General features: G+C 70.2%; 16 protein-coding genes. 7 read left to right on the plus strand and 9 right to left on the minus strand.

Features of this window, described 5'->3' with window-relative positions; genetic code table 11:
* Positions 1–841: 841 nt before the first annotated feature.
* Complete coding sequence (locus tag H4687_RS01555) at positions 842–1,309, plus strand: STAS domain-containing protein (RefSeq protein WP_078907546.1); 468 nt, start codon at positions 842–844, stop codon at positions 1,307–1,309.
* A 442-nt stretch (positions 1,310–1,751) separates the two neighbouring features.
* Positions 1,752–2,507, plus strand: a complete 756-nt coding sequence (locus H4687_RS01560) for a DUF4142 domain-containing protein (protein WP_037723406.1) — start codon at positions 1,752–1,754, stop codon at positions 2,505–2,507.
* Between the two features lie 404 nt (positions 2,508–2,911).
* Here the strand turns inward: H4687_RS01560 and H4687_RS01565 are convergent, their stop codons facing one another.
* Both H4687_RS01565 and H4687_RS01570 read right to left on the minus strand, forming a co-directional pair.
* A complete protein-coding gene (locus tag H4687_RS01565; RefSeq protein WP_037723408.1) occupies positions 2,912–3,445 on the minus strand; it encodes a MarR family winged helix-turn-helix transcriptional regulator in 534 nt (177 codons plus the stop codon).
* A gap of 34 nt (positions 3,446–3,479) precedes the next feature.
* On the minus strand, positions 3,480–4,568 hold the full coding sequence (locus H4687_RS01570; RefSeq protein ID WP_046916281.1) for a PP2C family protein-serine/threonine phosphatase: 1,089 nt from the start codon (positions 4,566–4,568) through the stop codon (positions 3,480–3,482).
* 162 nt (positions 4,569–4,730) lie between these two features.
* On the opposite strand from H4687_RS01570, the gene H4687_RS01575 reads away from it, so the two are divergent.
* Positions 4,731–5,237 (plus strand): nitroreductase family deazaflavin-dependent oxidoreductase, encoded by a 507-nt coding sequence (locus H4687_RS01575; RefSeq protein ID WP_037723411.1) that lies wholly within the window; start codon positions 4,731–4,733, stop codon positions 5,235–5,237.
* A gap of 213 nt (positions 5,238–5,450) precedes the next feature.
* Here H4687_RS01575 and H4687_RS01580 read toward each other — a convergent pair whose 3' ends face one another.
* On the minus strand, positions 5,451–6,665 hold the full coding sequence (locus tag H4687_RS01580; RefSeq protein WP_225966551.1) for a lactonase family protein: 1,215 nt from the start codon (positions 6,663–6,665) through the stop codon (positions 5,451–5,453).
* A gap of 1,515 nt (positions 6,666–8,180) precedes the next feature.
* Between H4687_RS01580 and H4687_RS01585 the strand changes: the two genes are divergently transcribed.
* A complete protein-coding gene (locus tag H4687_RS01585; RefSeq protein ID WP_107067378.1) occupies positions 8,181–9,968 on the plus strand; it encodes a copper resistance CopC/CopD family protein in 1,788 nt (595 codons plus the stop codon).
* A gap of 621 nt (positions 9,969–10,589) precedes the next feature.
* Here the strand turns inward: H4687_RS01585 and H4687_RS01590 are convergent.
* The 3 genes from H4687_RS01590 to H4687_RS01600 are packed head-to-tail and all read right to left on the minus strand — an operon-like array spanning position 10,590 to position 12,936.
* Positions 10,590–11,519, minus strand: coding sequence for a methyltransferase domain-containing protein (locus H4687_RS01590; protein WP_078852305.1), 930 nt, complete (start codon positions 11,517–11,519; stop codon positions 10,590–10,592).
* On the minus strand, positions 11,516–12,163 hold the full coding sequence (locus H4687_RS01595; RefSeq protein WP_037723412.1) for a TIGR04282 family arsenosugar biosynthesis glycosyltransferase: 648 nt from the start codon (positions 12,161–12,163) through the stop codon (positions 11,516–11,518). The genes H4687_RS01590 and H4687_RS01595 overlap by 4 nt, the downstream gene beginning before the upstream one ends.
* Positions 12,160–12,936: a glycosyltransferase family 2 protein gene (locus H4687_RS01600; protein ID WP_078852304.1), complete on the minus strand. Its 777-nt coding sequence runs from the start codon at positions 12,934–12,936 to the stop codon at positions 12,160–12,162. Before H4687_RS01600 ends, H4687_RS01595 begins: the two co-directional genes overlap by 4 nt.
* A gap of 68 nt (positions 12,937–13,004) precedes the next feature.
* Between H4687_RS01600 and H4687_RS01605 the strand changes: the two genes are divergently transcribed.
* Both H4687_RS01605 and H4687_RS01610 read left to right on the plus strand, forming a co-directional pair.
* On the plus strand, positions 13,005–13,739 hold the full coding sequence (locus H4687_RS01605) for a response regulator transcription factor (protein WP_037723413.1): 735 nt from the start codon (positions 13,005–13,007) through the stop codon (positions 13,737–13,739).
* On the plus strand, positions 13,729–14,841 hold the full coding sequence (locus H4687_RS01610; RefSeq protein ID WP_037723415.1) for a sensor histidine kinase: 1,113 nt from the start codon (positions 13,729–13,731) through the stop codon (positions 14,839–14,841). Before H4687_RS01605 ends, H4687_RS01610 begins: the two co-directional genes overlap by 11 nt.
* A gap of 126 nt (positions 14,842–14,967) precedes the next feature.
* Here H4687_RS01610 and H4687_RS01615 read toward each other — a convergent pair whose 3' ends face one another.
* The 3 genes from H4687_RS01615 to H4687_RS01625 all read right to left on the minus strand — a co-directional run bounded on the left by H4687_RS01615 (position 14,968) and on the right by H4687_RS01625 (position 18,957).
* Positions 14,968–16,152, minus strand: a complete 1,185-nt coding sequence (locus tag H4687_RS01615; RefSeq protein WP_078852303.1) for an ISAs1 family transposase — start codon at positions 16,150–16,152, stop codon at positions 14,968–14,970.
* Between the two features lie 192 nt (positions 16,153–16,344).
* Complete coding sequence (locus H4687_RS01620; protein WP_037723418.1) at positions 16,345–17,721, minus strand: IS1380 family transposase; 1,377 nt, start codon at positions 17,719–17,721, stop codon at positions 16,345–16,347.
* A 418-nt stretch (positions 17,722–18,139) separates the two neighbouring features.
* Positions 18,140–18,957, minus strand: a protein-coding gene (locus H4687_RS01625) for an IS5 family transposase (RefSeq protein ID WP_099963510.1) whose coding sequence is annotated in 2 segments (ribosomal slippage) — positions 18,140–18,603 and positions 18,603–18,957 — 819 coding nt in all. Because the reading frame shifts where the segments join, the coding sequence is not laid out codon by codon here.
* 78 nt (positions 18,958–19,035) lie between these two features.
* On the opposite strand from H4687_RS01625, the gene H4687_RS01630 reads away from it, so the two are divergent.
* Positions 19,036–20,109 (plus strand): DMT family transporter, encoded by a 1,074-nt coding sequence (locus tag H4687_RS01630; RefSeq protein WP_078852301.1) that lies wholly within the window; start codon positions 19,036–19,038, stop codon positions 20,107–20,109.
* Positions 20,110–20,209 lie beyond the last annotated feature (100 nt).

Here is a 20,209-nt window from a genome sequence, read left to right on the forward strand (position 1 = left end):
GCAAGGGCTGGCAGCGATCTGGACGGGACGTGCGTCGGCGCTACGCCGATGGCGGCCAGGGAGGCCCCGTACTGCTCTCCGATAGCGAGCGATCATGGTCGGCGCCTGGCTCGATGACCGAGGTATGCGGTGAGCACCCCGATGAGCAATGCCCAGGCGGCAAGTGCTGGGCCCGCCTGTTGCCAGCCGGGCAGGACATGGCCGCTGCCGTTTCGCTCCGGCTGCCCCAGTGCGACGGTCGGTGGTAAACGCCCATTGTTCGCGGGCGGTTCCTCGGTGACGGACTTCGCCGAGTGCCGTTCTGAGCACCAGGGCGACGACGATGATCGCGGGTGCCGGTAGTGAGGAGTCCGTGGCCATCGGCAGGACACCCCGTCAAGCCGGTCCACCATCACGGCGTCGAGCGCGCCGTGGGCAGATTCCGTCGCATCCGCTGCCTGGGCCTTGGGACAGTCCCTCAGGAGACGGTAGGCCGTGGCCTCGCAAGCGCGTCTCCGGCGGATCGTCCACAGCCAAGCCCCCTCGCAGACCTGAACAGAGGAGTTCGCAGCCACGCTGCGTGAGCGTCATCCGTGAACGGCGCAACAGCCCGTATCCCATGGCCGGTCGAATCGCCGTGCCGGAAACGGGACGAAGACCTGGTCGAGGCGGGCCGGGGGACCGGCATGGCCCCTTCCGGAGTTGCTGAGGGCAAAAGGATCCCCAGCCCGCGGGAGGACCTGAGCTCCACTGGCGCATTCATTTGTCTTATGCAAAGATTGGCCAGGTGGAGGGGCAGCCCGCCTGGAGTGCCGGGAAGTCTGGTCGGCGTACGGAGACCGCTCTAACCGGAAGACGCGCGATGAAACCGCCCCAGTCCAACCCCGAGGACGAGACAACAGCCGCCAAGCCGATGAGTAGTGGCGTTCCGCCTCACCATGGGGAGGACCTGCTGGAGGTCGGGAGCTCAAGGCTTTCGATCCAGCCCATCGCCGGTGGTCAATCCCCTCCCCTGCTGGAGCTACATCTCGCAGGGGAGCTCGACATCGACACCTCCGCGAGCTTGCGCGAGTACCTGGCTGGACTTGCCGCCCGTTCATCTAGCGGCCTACTGGTACTGAACCTCTCCGGTATCACCTTCTGCGATTCCGCAAGCCTGTACACGCTGCTGGGTATCCGGCAGGCACTGTCCGTGGCAGGCATCGAGGTACAGGTCGCCGAACTCAGTGCCGCTACGCGGGCTGCTGCAGAAAGAGCCGGTCCGCCCGTCCTCCGCAAGGTTCTGGGCACCCCTGGCCCGATTCCGCCCGATCGCCGACGTTTCTCCTGACATCTCCGGCCGCGCCTGGCCAGATCTTGCACGCAGCGCCTCGCGGCATCCATGAATGGAGTCGGGACGGCAGATCAGGTCTCCATAGGCGGCGGCCGAAAGCCCGTGGGCCGCGCTGCACCGGACTCTCCCCTCCCACAACCCGGCGCCGACGACACTCGCGCCTGCAGGCCAATGCGAGGTCGTGGCCGTCGGCGCCCATGAGGCCCCCTCATTGGCGCCGGTGTTCATGTGACGGAAGCACCGGACCCCCGCCCTTCCCCCAGGTCAGGGAGATCTGCACCTCAGCATCCGGGATACCGTTTCGATCACACTGCAAAATTTACCCAGCGCAATGATTCATTCGCCCGTTCCATCCGTACCCCCTGACGACCCATCCGCACGGTGGGTCCGGTGCCACGCGCCGGACCCAGGGTGCGGCCACCCGCTGCCAGGAGCTGCCATGCCCCGCACTTGGAACATCGGAACGATCTTCGTCAGCGGCGGTCTGCTGCTGACCGTCGCCGCGCTCGCCTACCCCGCGATGCTGGGAGTCGAGAAGACGGCCACGGGAACAGAGCGGATCATCGCCAACACCCCCTACGGGCCGCTCACAGAAGCCGACCGTGACTTCGTCATCAAGGTCCGCTCCGCAGGACTCTGGGAGTACCCCCTCGGTGAAATGGCCATGGAGCGCGGTACGACGCCGGAGATGAAGGAGGCCGGCGAACACCTGATCGTCGGCCACGCCGGCCTCGACGAGATGTGCCGGAAGATCGCCCCCGAGCTGAACATCACGCTCAACAACCAGGCGAGCCCGCAACAGCAGCAGTTCGTGGCGACTGTGGACGCGGCCAAGGGCAAGGAGTTCGACTCCACCGCGGTGCAGATCATGCGTGTCACGCACGGCCAGATCTTCCCGGCCATCGCCAAGATCCGCGCCAGTACGCGCAACACCCTCGTGCGTCAGTTGGCGGACCTGGCCAACGACACCGTGCTCGACCACATCACCGTGCTGGAGAAGACCGGCCTGGTCAACCACGACCAGGTCAACTACCAGCAGACCAACCCGCCGAAGCTCCCCAGCGAACAGGTCACCCCTCCGGTTCCCCAGCAGGGAGCCCCCATGGTCGTCCTGACCCCGCGCCCGGATCTGGATGTGCAGACCGCTGCCCCGACAGCAGGCCCGACTCCTGATCCCTCACCGTCGTCCAAGTGACGCGACCACCGACCCGCCACGCCGGCCTCGTCCTCAAGCGAGGGCGGGACGAGGCCGGGTCCGGGCCGCCGCACGAAAGGAGCGCACATACGGGAGGAACGCGGGACCGCTACCGCATCGACGACCCGTGCACCACGGCCAGAGCGGCAATGGCGAACCTCGGCACATGGGACATCAGTCCGCCCTCCGCCCCGCGGTCACCGACGCATCGCAGACCGCCCCGCCTACAAGTCGTCCGCTGTCGCGTGCCGCGGCTGCCCCGATACGGCGCGCAGATCAAGAGCCCTCGCCCCCTTACTCGCCCATCACGGCTTCCCTGACTAGTGCGATACCGGTCAGCGGGCAGGTCGGATCGGCCGACCAAGCGCGCACGACGGCAATGGCCGCGTGCCCGGGGCATGCCCTCAGGCGCCGTACCCCACCGTCGCGTCCACCCAGCCCAGGGGATACAGCTCCGGGTCGTCCGTCATCGGGGCCAGTGGCTCCATGCCCGCCTCGTTGAACGCGGTGAGCGCGTCCACGAGCGCCGTCCGCTGGTCCGGCACGAGCCGTTCGACGATCGTGGCGATCTCTGTACGGCGCCGGGCGGTGACGTCGGCGACCGTTCGCCGCCCCTCGTCGGTCAGCTGGAGCATGGTCTCGCGGCGGTTGTCCGGGTTGATCCGGCGGTCGGCGAGCCCGGCAGCGATCAGCCGGTCGACCATGCGCATGGCTGTGGACGGCGCGACCTGGAGCAGGTCCGCGAGCACGACGAGTTTGGTGGCGCCGCGGGTCGACAGCACCACCAGCATGCGGAACTGCGGCAGCGTCACCCGCTCCTCGACCTCGGCCAGGGATCTGGCCGACACCGCCACCAACAGCCGTGACGCGGTCAGCACCGCACGGGTGACCGCGTCGACATCGTCCATGCCCCTTGAAGGGGTCCTACGTTCCGCCATGCCCCCCTTTCTACGCGCTGAGGCACCCGCGTACTCAATCGGCAGGAGCAGATTTTCCCATTCCATGACCGTGGTAGCGCAGCAGGAGCATGGCGGCGTCGTCGTGCGGCGGACCAGCGGCGTGCCGCACCACGTCCTCACGCAACGCGATCAACGCGCTGTGCAGGTCAGGGTCTTTCAGCAGATGCGCCCGTTCGGCGAGCGGATAGAAGGCTCCCTGATCGTCACGTGCCTCGGTGACGCCGTCGGTGTACAGAAGTAACTGCTCACCGGGTGCGAAGGACACCGGGTACGGTTTCGGGCCGTCGCTCCCGGGAGCGCCCAACCCAAGCGGCAGGGCATAGGAAGGAGGCTGCGGGAAGTCGGCGGTGCCGTCCCGGCGCACCCGCATCGGATCCGGGTGACCGTAGTTGACGAACACCACTTCGTGATCGGAGCCGAACTCGGCAAGGATCGCCGTGACGAACTTCTCCCCCTCCAGTTCCCGGGCGACACTCCGCTCCAGCCGCTCGCCGAGCCCCACCAGGTCGGGTTCGTCGTGCGCTGCCTCCCGGAAGGCACCGAGCACCACGGCGGCCGTCTCGACGGCGGCCAGCCCCTTGCCCTGCACATCACCGACGATCACCCGCACACCGTGCGGCGAGGCGACCACCTCGTACAGATCGCCCCCGATCCGCGCCTCGGCCACGGCGGAGGTGTACGACACCGCCACCCGCAGCGGGCCCGCCGTCAACGGCACCGGTCGCAGCAGGACCCGCTGGGCGACCTCGGCGATCGAGCGGACACCGGCCAACTCCGTTTCCCGGCGCGAGCGCATCACGGCGGCGGCGATACCCACCCCGGTGACCCCGGCCACCGACCCCAGGGCCGCGAAGCCCCGGCTCGCCTCGAACAGGCCGTTGTACAGGCCGAGTCCCACGCACAGCAGCAGCGCCACCACACCGATGACGGCGGTACGCCGCCATCCCCCGACCAGCCCGGAGAAGGCCGGCCCGAGGGAGACCAGCGGGAGCAGTCCCACCCCGGGCCCCGCCACGACGTCCACCCCTGTCACCACGGCCATCACCGCGACAGGCATGCAGGACAGCAGCATGCCGTGGGACGGCGGCTCTTTCATGGTCATGGCGCTCTCCAGCGGTGTCGCGGCACTGGAGAGCCGCCCTGCGCAGACACCCCTCCTCAACACTTAGACTATGCAAGGATTGCTGCGACGGCACGGCTCTCGCTCCGGCCCTTTACCCAATCGATGCCGAGATCCGACATCCCACCGGCTCATGGAGACCCGATGCGGCAACCGGAAGGCGACGCCCCGCACCGCCCCCGACTCCCCTCCGGATGGAGATGCTTCGCCCTGCGGCTGCCGATCCTGTTGTTCCGTGCGGGACTGGGGCCCCTCTTCGGCGGACGGTTCCTGCTGCTTCACCACGTCGGCCGCGTCACCGGAGCCGACCGCCATGTGGTTCTGGAGGTGGTGGCGCGCGATCCGGCAGGTGGCAGTTGGACGGTTGCGTCCGGCTTCGGGCCGACGGCGGACTGGTACCGCAACCTGCGCCGCCGACCGCAGACCGTCGTCCAGGTGGGGAATCGCCACTATGCGGTCGACGCACGATTCCTCGCCCCAGAAGAGGGGGCAGAGATCATGGCCCGGTACGCGGCGCGACATCCACGGACCGCCCGCCGACTGTGCGCCTTCATGGGTCTGACCGTGGACGGCACCGCGGCATCGTTCCGAGAGGCGGGCAGAGCCATCCCGTTCGTACGGATCCATGCGGCCGAACAGCATCTGCGCTGAGCAGCCCGTCCGCCATCGCCTCGGCTTGGCCGGGAGTGACGATCACGGGCTGCTTCAACCGCATTCCTGGATTCACGGCGAAAGGCGGTGCTCACCCGGCCCTCCGTTCCGGCCCTCTGCAGGAAGGTTTCAACGACACACCGTGATCCGGCCCGTGCAGCCTGGCGCCCTGGATCAACTGCGGGGCGCCGCACCGCGGTGACCGTTTTGCCGTCACACCGCGGCGATGCCCTCCATTCCGGATTCGGCGAAGGCGGGCAGTCCTGTCACGGTCGTGACCTTCGTGAGCGAGCCGTTCCTGCCCACGCGGAAGCCGTCGACCGTACCGGAGACGGCGTTCTGCACATACAGGAACTTCTCGTCCTCGGTGACGGCCAGGTCGATGACGCCCTGGGACCGGGCCGACGGGGGCGTCGCCACGCCCACGTCGTTCGTGAGCGCCAGGCGCCCGCGCTTGTCCACGCGATAGCCGCTGACCGTGGAGTTGCCGGTGTTGCCCCCGTAGAAGAAGTCACCGGCGCGCTCCAGCCAGCACAGGGTCTCCTGCCCGTTGGCCAGCGGGCCCTGAACGACCTTCAGGGTGCCGTCGCGGCGCACCTTGTAGGTACTGACCGTCGACTTCTCCGCTTCGGCCACCAGCATCCGGCCGCCCCGGGCGAAGGTGATCGCGAAAGGCACCCCGCCTGCGGACTCGTTGACGACCGGTTCCTGCGCTGGGCGCCCGTCACGCCCCATGGGGAAGACCTCGACGGTGTTCGCGGACTTGGTGGTGACGACGAGCGCCCGGCCGTCCGGGGTGAACGCGACCTGCCCCGGCGAACTGCTGAACAGGGGGACCTCCTCGTTGTCCAGTCCCAGGGAGCGCTGCGAACCGCGCAGGGGCTTCAGCCCGTCGGAGGTGATCCGGAAGCCCTGGACGCTCCCCTCCCCACCCGCGTTCATGACGTACGCCAGCCGGCCGGAGACCGTGATCGACGCCGGGAAGTCGCCCCCGGAGGGCACTGTCTGCCTATCCGTCAGCTTCTGCCCCTGGACCAGGAACGAGGTCACCGTACCGCTTCCGGCGTTGACCGCCAGCAGCCGCCCCGACCGGTCGTCGTAGACGAGCGAGCCCTGCGAGGCGAGGGAGTCGGTCGGTGCGTCGATCTGGTCGCCGCCCCTGCCGCCTGTGGCGTAGCGGCCCGCGGCGGTCAGCGTGCCGTCGTCCCCCCGTTTGAAGACGTGGATGGTGTTGCCATCGAGTTCGTTGCCCTGCACGAACACCGCGTGGTCGGCGCCGACCTGCCCGGAACCCGCGTACCGGCGGCTGGTCTCCCCCGCCGAGGCCACGGTCACCGTCACCGCGGCCGCCGCCATGGCCAGGGCCACGGCTCCGGCGATCGTCAGCCGGGCCTGTACCGGGGACCTGCGCCTGGTGTGCCTGCTCATAACTCGCTCCTCGAACCCCTCCGCCATCCTCGAACAGTGGCGGATTGAGCCAGAGTCACCGATGAGACGCCTGAGCCTGAAGGGGTTCAGCCTCCCTGTCAGGTTCTCGTAATAACCCTGACGTCCGTGTGACGACCACGCGGGCCCGCCAGATCGCCGTCGGGGCCTCGCGGCCGGGCCCACTGCTGGCGCTCTCGCTTTGCACTGTGCAATCATCGAGTGGGGCCCGCCCGGCGGCGGACCGCCGGACGCCCGGGAGTGACGACGGCGGAGTACCGAGGTGAACATCGACGCGTCGGTCGCCGGAGGCCCCGCCAACCGGTCCGCGCTCAACACGGCCCCCAAGGCCGTGGCAGACCACAGGAGACCACGGGGCGTCAGCTCCTGCCAGGAGTCCGGCGCGCAACGGGGTCGCCGGCCAGAAGTGGGGAACGGAAGGTGCGGCGTGACCGCTCGCATGCCGGACGGAGACCAGACACCGGACGGCGATGGCCTCAGACCACTCGCCGCGGATGAGGTCTGGCACAGATTCCTGACCGACAGCGAACACGCGATACGGGAAACCGCGCCCAAGGAGCTCTCCGCCGCGGAACGTGGGACGGCGTCTCGGACGGCCAGCCCGCCCTCCCGTCCCCAGGGGGGAGGACACACACGAAGGCGTCCTACAAGCCCTCTCCGGCAAAGGCCCGCCTCGCTCGACGGGACGGGAGCCGTCGGTGAGCTGTGGCAGCCCACCGAGCCCCGCCCCCACTCGCCCTGGCGGGAGCTGGACGGCCGAGCAAAGTGCCGCCGCATCGTCCGTGCACTGGGAACGGCTGCCGCGATCACTCTCGCCCTCGGTCTCTGCTCCCAGCTGGCAGCCCCCGGCGACCCACACGACGGAGAGGACGACACCGTCTCACAGCAGTCGGAGCAGGCTCCCTCCGCATGGCCCGCAGACACACCCCACATCACGGCTCCGCCATCCGGCTGAGGGCCGTCGACGGCTGTGCGTCGATGCTCGGCAGGACTGCGGCCGTCGGCGCTGCCCGCCCCCCGCCGCCAACACCGCCGGACCCTGGCCCCGCAGGATGGCGGACCCGGATGTCCGACGTACATCGCCGAAGCATCGCCAGTGACCGTCACGGTCACAGCGCAGCTCGCACGCCCACGGCGGTCCGTCCACAGGGCCGGCCCGGCGGGGCGCCCGCGCCAGGCTCATCCACGAAGACGGCCGCCGACGTCCCGCCCGCCGAAAGGAGCACCGTCGCACCGGACGACTCGTCAACCGCCCGTCCGCTCACCGGCTCCCTGATCGCCGTGCCGGTCGTACCGGGGGCGGCACCTGGTGGCTGGTCAGGCGTCGGGCGTTCTCCGACACGGGGTGCTTTCCCGTGCCGACCCCGCGGCAGGAGACACCCGCCCTCGAACGACACGGTGGCGGGCATCTGCACACGCGTGCAGCACTCTCGCCAGATCCAAGAACCGCTCCGGAGACATGAAGTGGAACGACAACAGACGCAACACGCACGGCGCATGGGCAAGGCACTGCTGGTGGTGGTTGTGCTGCTGGCCGGTACCCTCCTCGCCGGCGCGGCACCCGCCTCCGCTCACGCGGTGCTGACCGGCAGCGACCCGCGCGAGGGTACGGTGCTGAAGACCGCGCCGGAACACGTCACGGTCTCCTTCAGCGAGTCCGTCGCGCTCACCGAGGACTCGGTGCGCGTCCTCGACCCCGACAGCCGCCCGGTGACCGCCGGCGACCCCGTGCGTGCGGACGGTAGGGCCGACACCGCGCGCGTGCCCCTCACCGACGGTCTGCAGCAGGGCACGTACACGGTCTCCTGGCGGGTGCTTTCCGAGGACAGCCACGCCGTCTCCGGTGCCTTCACCTTCTCCGTCGGCACGCCTTCGCAGACCCGCGCCGCATCCGCCGCCGAGCCTGCCGTGGCCCCGTCGGTCGACGTGCTGTACGGCATCGGCCGCTACGTCGCCTACGGGGGCCTGGCCCTGCTGATCGGCACCGCCGTATTCGTGCAGGTCTGCCGTCCCGGTGCCGGGGCCACGCAGGCGTTGCGCGGCCCGTTCCTGGCCGGCTGGTGGGCCCTGACACTGGCGACGACCGCGCTGCTGCTGATGCGCGGTCCGTACGCGAGCGGAGACGGACCGGCCGGTGTGCTCGACCCTCGACTTCTGCGCGACACGGTGGACAGCCGACCGGGCATCGCACTGCTGGTCCGTCTCGCTCTACTCCTGCTGGTCGCCATGCTCCTGAGGCACGGCAGGTCCGAACAGCGACACGACCGGCGCACGGTCACGGTGGGCATCGCCCTCACTCTCGCTCTGGCCACGACCTGGGCAGCGGCCGAGCACGCCTCGACGGGCATCCAGGTGCCGGCCGCGATGACGTCCGCCGCACTGCACCTGCTGGCCATGTCCGTTTGGCTCGGCGGGCTGACCGCACTGCTGGTCACGCTGTACCGGGCACCGGCCGACGACCCGCTCCGGCCCACCGTCGTCGGTCGCTTCTCCCGGCTCGCCCTCGGTGCCGTGGGCGTACTGGCGGCCACCGGCATCTACCAGTCCTGGCGCGGCCTCGGTTCCTGGGACGCGTTCACCACCCCCTACGGCAGGGTGCTCGCGCTGAAGACCGGGACCGTGATCCTCATGCTGACGGCGGCGTCGTACTCCCGGAGCTGGACTGAGCGGCTACTGCGCGTGCCCCCGGTACAACCCGTGCTCGTCACCGCGGGCAGCGGCCAAGGCACACCGCCCGACCCGCCGACGAAGGACGGCCCCGGTGCCGTGCCTGAAGCAGCCGGCATCGGCTCTGAGGGCGGCCGGCGCGGGCTGCGCAGGTCCGTGCTCGCGGAGGCCGTCATCGGTGTGGCAGTGCTCGCGCTCACGACCGTGCTGACGGGCAGCCAACCGGGGCGGGCCACCGTCGAGGCGGCGCGAGCCTCCACGGTGTCCGGACAGCCGGACGTGAACCTGACCGTGGTCCCGTTCGACACGGGCGCTCCGGCCGGGAGCGGCAGGGTGCAGATCACCCTGGAACCGGGCCAGGTCGGCCGGAACGTGGTCGAGGCCGTCGTATTCGGTGCCGACGGCGGCCTCATCGCCATCCCCGAACTACGCCTCACCTTCACCCAGACCGACAAACGCGTCGGCCCGCTCGATGCCGAACTCGTCGACCAGAGCGGCTACTGGGGCAGTGACACCCTCGACCTCCCACTCGCCGGAACATGGACGATGCGGGCCACCGTCCGCGTCTCGGACATCGACCAGGTCACCGTCTCCAAGACCGTCGAGATCGCCTCGTGAGGACGGGCCGGGACCATCGTCCTGAGGACGTGCGGCCCGCAGAACCCGGACGGGCCGCCAACTGCGGCCACGACGCCCGCGGCAGCCGATCGCCCGAAGTGACGAAGGAAGAGCCTCGGCCAGAGGCGGAACCGGATTGAGTCGCGTCGGGTGGAGGGCGCGAGGACTCAGCAACCCGGCGCCATGGGCGGCACGAGCCGGTTCCGCGGTCGGTGCAGCTCCCGGCCGCTGAGCAGGGCCGACCCGGCGAGGGGGCGAACCCCGGGCCGCTCGGGGCGGGCCTGCGTCAGCTGTCCCGGCCAGCGTCAGCCACCCGTCACGGGCCTGGAGCCGATGGCCGCGCAGGCCGCCTTCTCCGCGGTGTAGCCCGTCCGCGGGGTAGATCACCGGGTGATGTCCGGTCGGGGCGGAACTCCTACAGCGTGCGGAGTATCCGGGATCGGCCCGTCTCGGCAAGCGTGACACCGGCAAGGCACCACCGATCCGAAGGCCCTGCTTCCAGACGCTCCGTCAATACTGCGCTGCGCAAGCCACCCACGCCGAGCCCGCAGGGATGATCTCGAAATCTGGGCACCGCAGTCGACCGCGGGGCCCGTGCACCGCGACCAGGCTGACGGAACGTCACCGAACCCTGTGCCCATGGAGCCCGGACGGGCCGTTGACCTGTGGCCCCTCACCGGTTGTGGGGGTGTGGTCGGGCGGCGCGACGTGCCCGTCCCGGGCCGCGTCCGGCTCCTGGCGCTCCGACGTGGGGCGGTGGAGTTCCAGGAAGGAGCGCCTGTCGACGCTCCATCGGCCGGTGAGGATCCAGCCGGTGGAGTCGGCCGCGCGCAGCAGGGCGGTCGTGCCGACGCGGGCCCAGGGGAAGGGGCGGCCGTGGCGGCCGTGGGCGTCCTCCACGCGGACGGTGAGACGCTGGTCCACGTCTTCGTCCGCCGCCTCGGCCAGGAGGCGGCCACCGGGGCGGAGGAGGTCGCGCAGGCGGGTGAGGAGGGCTGCCGGGTCGCCCCCGATGCCGACGTTGCCGTCCATCAGCAGGACCGTGCCCCAGCGGCCCTCTCTCGGCAGGCGGTCGAAGACGGAGCGCCGTAGGGCGGCTCCGCCGTGGCGCCGGGTCCGGGCGACGGCGGCCGGGCTGACGTCCACACCGAGGGCTGTGACGCCACGTGCGGCCAGGGCGGCCACCAGCCGCCCCGGACCGCAGCCGACGTCCAGGACGGGGCCGGTGCAACGGCCCAGCACTTCGGTGTCGGCGGCGTCGGGGGCGGCGCACCAGCGCTCCACCTCCAGTGGAAGCAGCTCGGCCTCCCCCGGAGTGAGGGGCCCCAGGCTGCGCAGGTACAGCGGGCCCCGGCCGGCGCGCAGGGCCTGGGCGTAAGGGTCGTCCGTCCAGGGCTTGCCCGGCGCCACGGACGTCACGAAGCGGTCGGCGCACGGCGCGGGCACGATGCGCCGCTCGGGCGGCTGAACGTCGGTCTGCGGCCGGGGCGCCGTGTCGCTTCGTTCCGCCGGCTCGACGACGGATTCCGTACCGACAGCCGCGCCGCTCACCGGGTCACCTCCGCGAGCGAGTGCAGGACGGTGGCGAAGTGCGAGCCGGGTGGACACAGGCCGGCGACCGAGGCGGCATCGGACGCGGTGTCGACGTCCCGCAGCAGTGGGAGGTCGCGGACCGTCAGCCCCGCCTCGACGAGTCTGCGCCGCTGGATCGCGCCGGTGCGGTCGGTGGACATGGGTACACCCCGGACGAGCGACCCGGCGCGGGAGGGGTCGGCGAGGCCGAGAGCCCAGAAGCCGCCGTCGGCGGCCGGGCCGAACCAGGCGTCGTGGCCGTCCGTGCCGACATCGGCCAGCAGGCCGGCAGTGAGCTGCGGGGTGTCCATGCCGACCAGCAGTGCCGGCCCGTCGTCGCAGAGGGCGAAGGCGCCCGCGATCCGCTCGTCCAGCCCTCCTGACACCTGCGGGACGATGTCGAAACCCGGCGGCAGCCAAGGGCCCGGCGTTCCGTCGAGGACGAGCACCCGGCGCCGGGCCGGGACCCGGAGCAGGGTGCGGAGGGTGTCGGTGAGGGCGGCCTCGGCCAGGCCCGCCGCCTCGTACGGCGTGTAGGGCGGCGTGAGCCGGGTCTTGACGCGGCCGGGGACCGGTTCCTTGGCGATGATCAGCAGTGTGGCCGCTGCCGTGACGGTGTTCACCGCGCCCCTCCTGCGATCGGCGCGTTCGGGCCGGTGGAGGTGTGACCGATACCGGCCGACTGCTCGGCGAGAACGGCACGCATGTCACGGACCGCCTGCCAGGTGCCCCGCCAGGTACCGGTGACCTTCGAACGGCCCGTACGCGGGTGGTACGGCACGTCCGTCTCCTGAATGCGCCAGCCGGCGTCGGCGGCCCGGACCACCATCTGCAGCGGGTAGCCGGAGCGGCGATCGCTCAGGCCCAGGCCCAGCAGCGCTTCGCGGCGAGCCGCCCGCATCGGGCCCACGTCGCGCAGGCGCAGGCCGGTACGACGGCGGATCAGCCGTGCCAGTTCGAGATTGGCGAGCCGGGCGTGCAGGGGCCAGGCCCCGAGAGCGGTGGGCCGGCGTCGCCCCAGCGCAAGGTCGATGGAGCCGTCGAGGACGGGTCCGGCGACAGCCGGCAGCAGGCGGGGGTCGAGTGAGGCGTCGCAGTCGCAGAAGCAGACCACGTCGGCCGTGGCGGCGGTCAGCCCCGCGTGGCAGGCGGCGCCGAAGCCGCGGCGTGGCTCGTGGACCACCTGCGCCCCTAGGTCGCGGGCGATGTCGGGGGATCCGTCGGTGGAGCCGTTGTCGACGACGATCGCGCGCCAGCCGGGCGGGATGCGGTGCAGCACCCAGGGCAGGGCTTCGGCCTCGTCGAGGCAGGGCAGCACGACGTCCACGGAGGGAGAGGTTGTCTCGATCACCCCACTGAGCCTACGAACGCGGAGCGGACATAAGGGATGTGACATCCTTACGGATCGCTGACGTCCGCCGTCGCACCGCTGGGCGACGGGACGCCGGTGCGAGACTCACTCGTGTGAAACGCGTACTTGTCGTGGACGACGATCCCACCGTCTCCGAGGTCGTCGCGGGGTACCTGCATCGGGCGGGCTTCTCAGTCGACGTCGCCGCCGACGGCCCCGCCGCCGTGGAGACGGCAGCCTCCCGACCACCCGACCTGGTGGTACTGGACCTGATGCTGCCCGGAATGGACGGGCTGGAGGTGTGCCGCCGCATCCGAGCGAACGGTCCCTTGCCAGTGATCATGCTGACCGCGCGGGGAGACGAGGAGGATCGCATTCTCGGCCTGGAGGTCGGAGCGGACGACTACGTCACCAAGCCCTTCAGCCCGCGCGAGCTGGTGCTGCGTGTGGAGTCCGTGCTCCGCCGCGCCGGAACCCTGGCCGCCACGCGAACCGAGCCCGCGGAGCCCTGGCTGCGCAGCGGCCCGCTCGCCCTGGATCCCACCGCACGACGCGCCACCCGCAGCGGCGCCGAACTGGCCCTTACGACAAGGGAGTTCGATCTACTGGAGTTCTTTCTCCGCAACCCCGGCCGGGCAACGAGCCGCGAGGAACTCATGCGCCAGGTCTGGGGCTGGGACTTCGGCGACCTGTCGACGGTGACGGTCCACGTCCGGCGCCTGCGGGAGAAGGTCGAGGACGACCCCGCCAAACCTCATCTGATCAGCACCGTCTGGGGCGTCGGATACCGCTTCGACCCTCCCCCGTCGGACGTCACCCACGGGAGAGGAGCCGGCGATGGTCGGTGACACGCTGCTCATCGCCCTCTACGCCGCCGTCGGCGCGGCAGCCGCAGGGCTGACCGGTGCGGCGGCCCTGCGGCTGCTCCGCGACCGATCGGTCGCACTGTCCCTGTCCGTCGTCGCGGCCGTCACGGTCGCCGCGATGCTCGCCGGCACGATGCTGGTGTCCTGGGCGATGCTCCTCTCGGAGCACGACCTGTGGGTGGTCACGATGGTGTGCCTCATGGCCGCCGTCGCCTCCTTCGCCGTCGCCCTGCTGCTGGGCCGCCGTGTCGTCCGGGGAAGCCGGGCCCTCGCCGAGGCCACCCGCGCCCTCGGCGACGACGGCAACTTCGTCCCGCCCACCACCGCGCTCACCGCCGAACTCGCCCAGCTGAGCCGTCAGCTGGCCACGACGAGCGCCAGACTGGCCGCCTCCCGGGAGCGGGAGCAGGCGCTGGAAGCGTCCCGCCGCGAGCTGGTGGCCTGGATCTCCCACGACCTGCGCACGCCGCTGGCCGGACTCCAGGCGATGACCGAGGCCCTGGAGGACGGCCTGGTCGACAACCCGCACGTCTACCACAGCCGCATCCGCACCGAGGTCGGGCGGATGAGCGAGATGGTCAGCGACCTCTTCGAACTGTCACGCATCCAGGCCGGCGTCCTCGCCCTGACCCCGACCCGCATGTCGGTCTACGACCTGATCGGCGACGCCATCGCCGGTGCCGACGCCCTGGCCAGGGAGCACGGGGTACGTCTGGTGGGCGCCGGGGTGGAGCAGGTGCCCGTCGAGGTCGACGGTCGGGAGATGTCCCGTGTCCTGGTCAACCTGCTCGTCAACGCCATCCGCCGCACTCCGGCCGACGGCACCGTAGCGATCTCCGCACGCCGGGAGGCCGACCGTGTCGTGCTGGCGGTGACCGACGGCTGCGGCGGCATTGCCCCCGAGGACCTGCCCCGCGTCTTCGACACCGGATGGCGCGGCACCCACGCCCGGACCCCGCCCGCCGGAGCCGGACTGGGCCTGGCCATCGTGCGCGGCATCGTCGAGGCCCACCAAGGACACGCGGCTGTGTCCAATGTGCCGGGCGGCTGCCGGTTCGAGGTCCATCTGCCCGCAGCGGTCTGAGGTCGGGGCGGGAACGATCCGTGATCGTCCCGAAGGAGCGGACCGGCCGGAGGAATCCCAGCCGGTCCCTTGGTCACTCCCCTTGGGCCAGGGCTTCGGCGTAGTTGCTTGATGTCCGGTTCGTGATCACGCGAGTCCCAGGACAGCGAGCGGGCGTCGTGCGTCGCGAGCGTTGTGGCGCAGAGCGGCTGCGATGTTCGTGACGCCGGTCAGCTGCAGGGCTCCGATTGCGAGGTTGCGCCAGGTGGCCATTGCGCGGGGTGCGTTTCCGGTCCGCAGTTGTGAGGCATCCTCGGCGAAGGTGGTGTCCCGGACGTGGTGCAGGGCCTCCACCTTCCAGTGGCCACGCACGAGGGAGGCCAGTTTTGCGGGGGTGGCCTGCTCGGAGGTGAGGCTGGTGACGGCGTAGACGGTCTTCACGGTGGTCTTGCCGGTCTTGCGGTCGGTGCGGCGGCGCTTGATCTGGATGGCCTGGCGGGCGCCGGGAAAGAGCAGGTTGTTCACGGTGCACGCCTTGATCCGGCGGATTTCCAAGCGGCCATGGCCGGTACTGCGGGAGCGTCCTTGAAGAGGGATCTGCTTCCAGGGAAGGGACTTCAGCTGCTTGCGCAGTTTCTTCTGGTTGCCCTTGACGAGCACGATGTAGTGAGAGCCGCGGCTCAGCAGGTAGTCGGCGTGCTCGCGCTGGGTGTGCATCGCGTCGCTGGTGACGACGGTTCCGGCCAGGTCGGCGACGGTGTCCAGCAGCGGCTTAAAGCAGGTGATCTCGTTCGTCTTCTCGCCGACGTCCAGCTGGGCCAAGACCAGGCCGGTGGTGTGGTCTAGGGCGGCGAGCAGGTGGATCCTCCGGCCTTCGGCCTTGGCCGCCCCACGCAGGCTCTTGCCGTCCACTGCCAGCGCGCGCAGACCGCTCGCGGTGCGGGTACGGCGGTCGGCGAGCCAGCGGCCCACGGCTCGATCCAGGGCGTCGCCGTCGATCCTGGCCAGCAGTCGGCGGACCGTCGATTCCGCGGGCAGCAGCCGCTCGGGAATCAGTGGATCGGGATGTGCGCCGACAGCTTGCAGCACCTGCGGCGGGGCGTCGGCGATCCACTCGCCGACCGCCAACAGTGACCTCGCCCCGGCCAGTACTGCGCACGCGGTGAGCGCGAGCACGGCGGTCAGGGCGTGTCGCACCCCGCGCGGATCACGCGGGTCGGGCACCTCGGCCAGCCGTTCCAACAGGCCCGGCACGTCTGCGGGTTCGACCCGTGGATGGCCGCGGAGTTGGTCAAGAGCGGGTTGGATTGGCAATGATGCGTTGGCAGGCACGGGCTTCCACTTGAAATCACGAGGCGTCTAGCCTCGATCTTGCGTGACGGTCCGCCGACGGGGTCGGTGGACCGTTTTCGTGCTGTGGGCTGAGGCTGGGCAGGTTGAGGGCCCGAGTGTCGTCTCGGATGGACGCCGGGTTCCACTGTTCCGGCTGGAGGGTTCTCTCGTAGGGGCGGGTGAATCCGTTGTTCATCCCGGGTTCGGCAGGCGTGCGAGCCGTTCGAGGGCGGCGGTGATGTGACTGGTCCAGGGCCAGTGCCTTGCCAGGCGGAGGATCCGCCGACGACCGGTGGTCACGAACTGCCCCGCCGTGGTGAACAGGCGGAGCCGCAGGCGGCGGGGTTCCCAGAGACGGGCCTTGCCGGTCAGGGCGAGCATCGGCATCCAGGCCAGCAGGTCGAGAGCGATCTGCACGATCTCCAACCAGATCCGGTTCTGGGCCGTGCGGTGCAGAGGAAGATTCCGCAGGCCGGTGGCCCGGGCGGCCCGGATGCGGTCCTCGGCCCGGGCCCGCAGCCGGTGACGGAGCTCGAGCTCGGCGATCGGTCGGCCGGAGGTGTTGGTGGCGAAACACGTCAGACGCAAGCCGTCCGCGTCCGTGAGCCTCAACTGTGCCCCGGGGTGCGGCCGTTCCTTCCTGACGATCAGCCGCATCCCCCTGGGCCAGCCGTCCAGAACGTCGCCGGTGAGTTCTGCGACCCAGGCGCCGTCCCGGATCTCGCCGCCGGTCTCGACGGCCGCCGTCCAGGCCGAGGCCGGAACCTTCAGCACGTGCTGGTGGATCGCGTCGGTGATCACCATGCCGGCCGAGTAGGACAGCCACCGTCCCCGCTGAGCGAGCCAGCCCACGAAGTCGTGGGTGCCGCCCGCGGAGTCGGTGCGGATCAGGGTCCGGCGCCCACGCCGGTACTTCTTCGGCAGCTGGGCCAGCGCCAGTTGGGCGGCGGTGACGTGGTCGGACGCGGTGTTCGAGCCCGCGTTTCCTGGTCTGAGCAGGGCCGCGACCGGTTCCCCCGTGCCGCCCGGTCCGTGGTCGACGAAGCCCATCAGCGGGTGATGGCCGTAGGTCCGCTTCCAGGTGGGTGCGGCGTCCTCCTTGTCCGAGTGCGCGATCACCAGCACCCCGTCGAGGTCCACGGTCACCGTCCCGCCCGCATCAGGCGCTGCCCGTCCGGCCAACCGCCAGGCACGTTGACGGACTTCAGCCCGCTCGGAACGGACGGCTTGTAGGGCCTTCTCCCCGGAAGCTGCGAGGGTGTCGATGAGGCGGGAGACCGTCGGGTCGGAGGCGACCGGCCCGAACACGGCCGGCTCGGCCCGCAGCATGCCGATATCGGCCAGGCAGTCCCCGCCCATCGCGACCGCCAGCGCGAGGTCCAGGAGGATCTTCCCGGGATCGTGGACGGCCCGCGGCTTGCGCCAGGGCGCCAGGGCTGCCGATATCGCCTGGTCAAGACCCGTCTTGCGGACCGCCTCCAGCAGCAGGACCGCACCGGCCTGCGAGACCACCTGCCGACCGTCTCCCTGGACACGGACACGCGGGTACGACGAGATAGGCTCTCTCACCTGGAAAGTGCTCTTTTCCTTGCAGCCAACAGGACCCTCAGCAAGTCCTATCGTTGCAGGTCAAGGGCACTTTCTGTGTTTCTGATCAACTCTTGGACAGCCCACCTCGTGAAAGCGCGAGGCTAGGAACCCATGATCTTGGGAGCCCGTGCCTGTCTCGTTCTCGGGCGACCGCTGAGCTGGCAGGTCATTGCGATAGCAGCCCGGGGCGTCCCGGTCACGCTGCCGCGTACCACGGCCTGGCCACAGCTTCGGCAAAAGAGAAGGCGCCATCCCAGTTCGAAGAGGTCAACGCCCGGTGGCTGATTCAGCGTCAATGCGTCACTTGAATGCCGGGACGCCTGTCCCCGTTGCCGGGTAACGTGATCACATGCAGCTGTTTTTGACGCCTCCGCCGCCCGCCGCTTAAGACGGTGTCCTATGTGGTGAGGCGGACGAGTCGCTTGTAGCAGCACAGGGCGGCGGCGAGACCGAGAAAGGCCAGGTAGTTGCGGGGATTTCGTTCATAGCGGGGGCTGAGCCGACGGTAGCCGGACAGCCAGGAGATGGTCCGCTCGATGACCCACCGGCGGCGGCCCAAACGTTCGCTGGACTCGATGCCTTTGCGGGCGATGCGCACACCGATGCGCTTGCCACGTAACCATTTCCGCAGGTGAGGCACGTCGTACGCCTTGTCCGCATGGAGCCGTTGGGGCTTGAAGTGGCGGCCGCGGTGGGGGTCGTGTCTCGTTTGGTGACCGGCCACCATCGGCTTCAGCCCTTCGCTGTCGTGGACGTTCGCGGCGGAGACGCCGACGACCAGGGGCAGCCCGTTCGCGTCCGACAGGACGTGCATCTTGGAACCCGGCTTGCCCCGGTCCACGGGGCTCGGGCCGGTATGACCGCCCCCTTTTTCGCCCTGACGTGGGCGGAGTCGAGGACGACGCGTGAGACATCGATCAGGCCCGCGTCGTCGAGCCGGTGCAGGACGGCCTCGTGCAGACGGCCCCACACGCCGGCTCTGGACCAGATCAGGAACCGGCGATGGGCGGTGGACTTCGAGATCCCAAAGCAGGGTGGCAGGTAACGCCAGGAGCAGCCGCTGACCAGCACGTAGATGATCGCCGCGAACAGCGTCTCATCAGGCGTGTCCTGCGTTCCGCCGCCCTGCGGCCGCACCTTCGACGGTGGGATCAGCGGCTTCGCGATCTCCCACAGCCCGTCCGGAACAATCCAACTCCACGTACCCCGCCCCATACATGGCTCAACGAGCCCTCACCACATAGGACACCGTCTAAGGCGGGCAGTCGTCCACAGCCATCCCGAGGTGCCGGGATGGCTGTGTGGGTTGCCCACGGAAGAGATCGTGCTGGCAATCACTCGAGGAGATCTCAGTTGCAGTCCTCTTCTGCCCTGCCTGTTCGGCAGGGTGTTCTCTACGTCGCGATCGCGGCCACAGCGTGGGGTACTGGCGGTGCTGTGGCCGCCGAACTGTACGACGTTGCCGGGATCGGCCCCATCTCCGTTTCCTTCTGGCGATTCCTGACCGGACTCGGGCTGCTCCTGACGGCTCATCTGGTGAGGCGGACCCGGCGGCTGGAGACGGCGCTCTCGCTGCGCGCAACGTACGCGGCGAATCCACGGCGAGCCCTGCTCATAGGATTCGGGCTGGCCGTGTATCAAACGGCCTACTTCGCCTCCGTGCAACAGGCCGGACTGACCGTGGCCACGGTGGTGACCCTGGGCTCGGGTCCCGTACTGGTCGCCGTCGGAGCCCGGCTCACCCTGGGCGAGCGTACCGGTGTCGCCGGAATTGCCGCCGTGGTGAGCGGCGTCATCGGCCTGGTGCTGCTGATGGGCGGCGCGGACGGGAGTACCGGCCCGGCTCCCCTCCTGGGCATCGGGTATGCGCTGCTCTCGGCAGCCGGCTACGCGGGCGTGACTCTGCTGGGCCGCTTCTCCGGCCGGAAGAACGCGGGTGGCGGGTTCGAGGCGACGGTGACCGGCTTCGCGGTGGGCACGGTCTGCCTTCTGCCGATGGCGCTGCTGGAGGGCATGCTGCCCGACATGGAGCGTGCGGCTTGGACCCTGGGCCTGATCCTCTACTTGGGGGCGGTGCCGACGGCGCTGGCGTACACGTTGTTCTTCGTCGGCCTCGGAGCCGTACGGGCGACCACGGCCTCCGTGGTCGCCCTGGTCGAGCCGCTCACCGCGGCGGTCATCGGCGTCCTGGTCTTCGACGAGCGGCTCAACGCGGTCGTCCTCACCGGCACGGCCCTGTTGCTGTTCGCCGTGCTCTTCCTCACGGCGGGCGAAGGGGCCGGCCGAGCGGCGACCCGACGGACCCCCGACCTCAGTGCTGGCCATGGCAGGAACACGTCGCATCCGGCCACGCAGACCAAGGACTGACGCCGACGCAGCATGCGTAGGCGGGCAGTGGGCCGCCGGGCCCACTGCCCGCCGTGACTGACAAAGGCGGACGATGCACATCACGCCATCTGAGCTGACA

This window comes from Streptomyces stelliscabiei (assembly GCF_014873495.1).
Lineage (GTDB): Bacteria > Actinomycetota > Actinomycetes > Streptomycetales > Streptomycetaceae > Streptomyces > Streptomyces bottropensis.

Bases quoted from the DNA above. Each gene is read 5' to 3' on its own strand.
- H4687_RS01555 (WP_078907546.1), top strand. From the start codon at position 842: ATGAAACCGCCCCAGTCCAACCCCGAGGACGAGACAACAGCCGCCAAG.
- H4687_RS01560 (WP_037723406.1), top strand. From the start codon at position 1,752: ATGCCCCGCACTTGGAACATCGGAACGATCTTCGTCAGCGGCGGTCTG.
- H4687_RS01565 (WP_037723408.1), bottom strand. From the start codon at position 3,445: ATGGCGGAACGTAGGACCCCTTCAAGGGGCATGGACGATGTCGACGCG.
- H4687_RS01570 (WP_046916281.1), bottom strand. From the start codon at position 4,568: ATGACCATGAAAGAGCCGCCGTCCCACGGCATGCTGCTGTCCTGCATG.
- H4687_RS01575 (WP_037723411.1), top strand. From the start codon at position 4,731: ATGCGGCAACCGGAAGGCGACGCCCCGCACCGCCCCCGACTCCCCTCC.
- H4687_RS01580 (WP_225966551.1), bottom strand. From the start codon at position 6,665: ATGAGCAGGCACACCAGGCGCAGGTCCCCGGTACAGGCCCGGCTGACG.
- H4687_RS01585 (WP_107067378.1), top strand. From the start codon at position 8,181: ATGGGCAAGGCACTGCTGGTGGTGGTTGTGCTGCTGGCCGGTACCCTC.
- H4687_RS01600 (WP_078852304.1), bottom strand. From the start codon at position 12,936: ATGTCACATCCCTTATGTCCGCTCCGCGTTCGTAGGCTCAGTGGGGTG.
- H4687_RS01610 (WP_037723415.1), top strand. From the start codon at position 13,729: ATGGTCGGTGACACGCTGCTCATCGCCCTCTACGCCGCCGTCGGCGCG.
- H4687_RS01630 (WP_078852301.1), top strand. From the start codon at position 19,036: ATGGCTGTGTGGGTTGCCCACGGAAGAGATCGTGCTGGCAATCACTCG.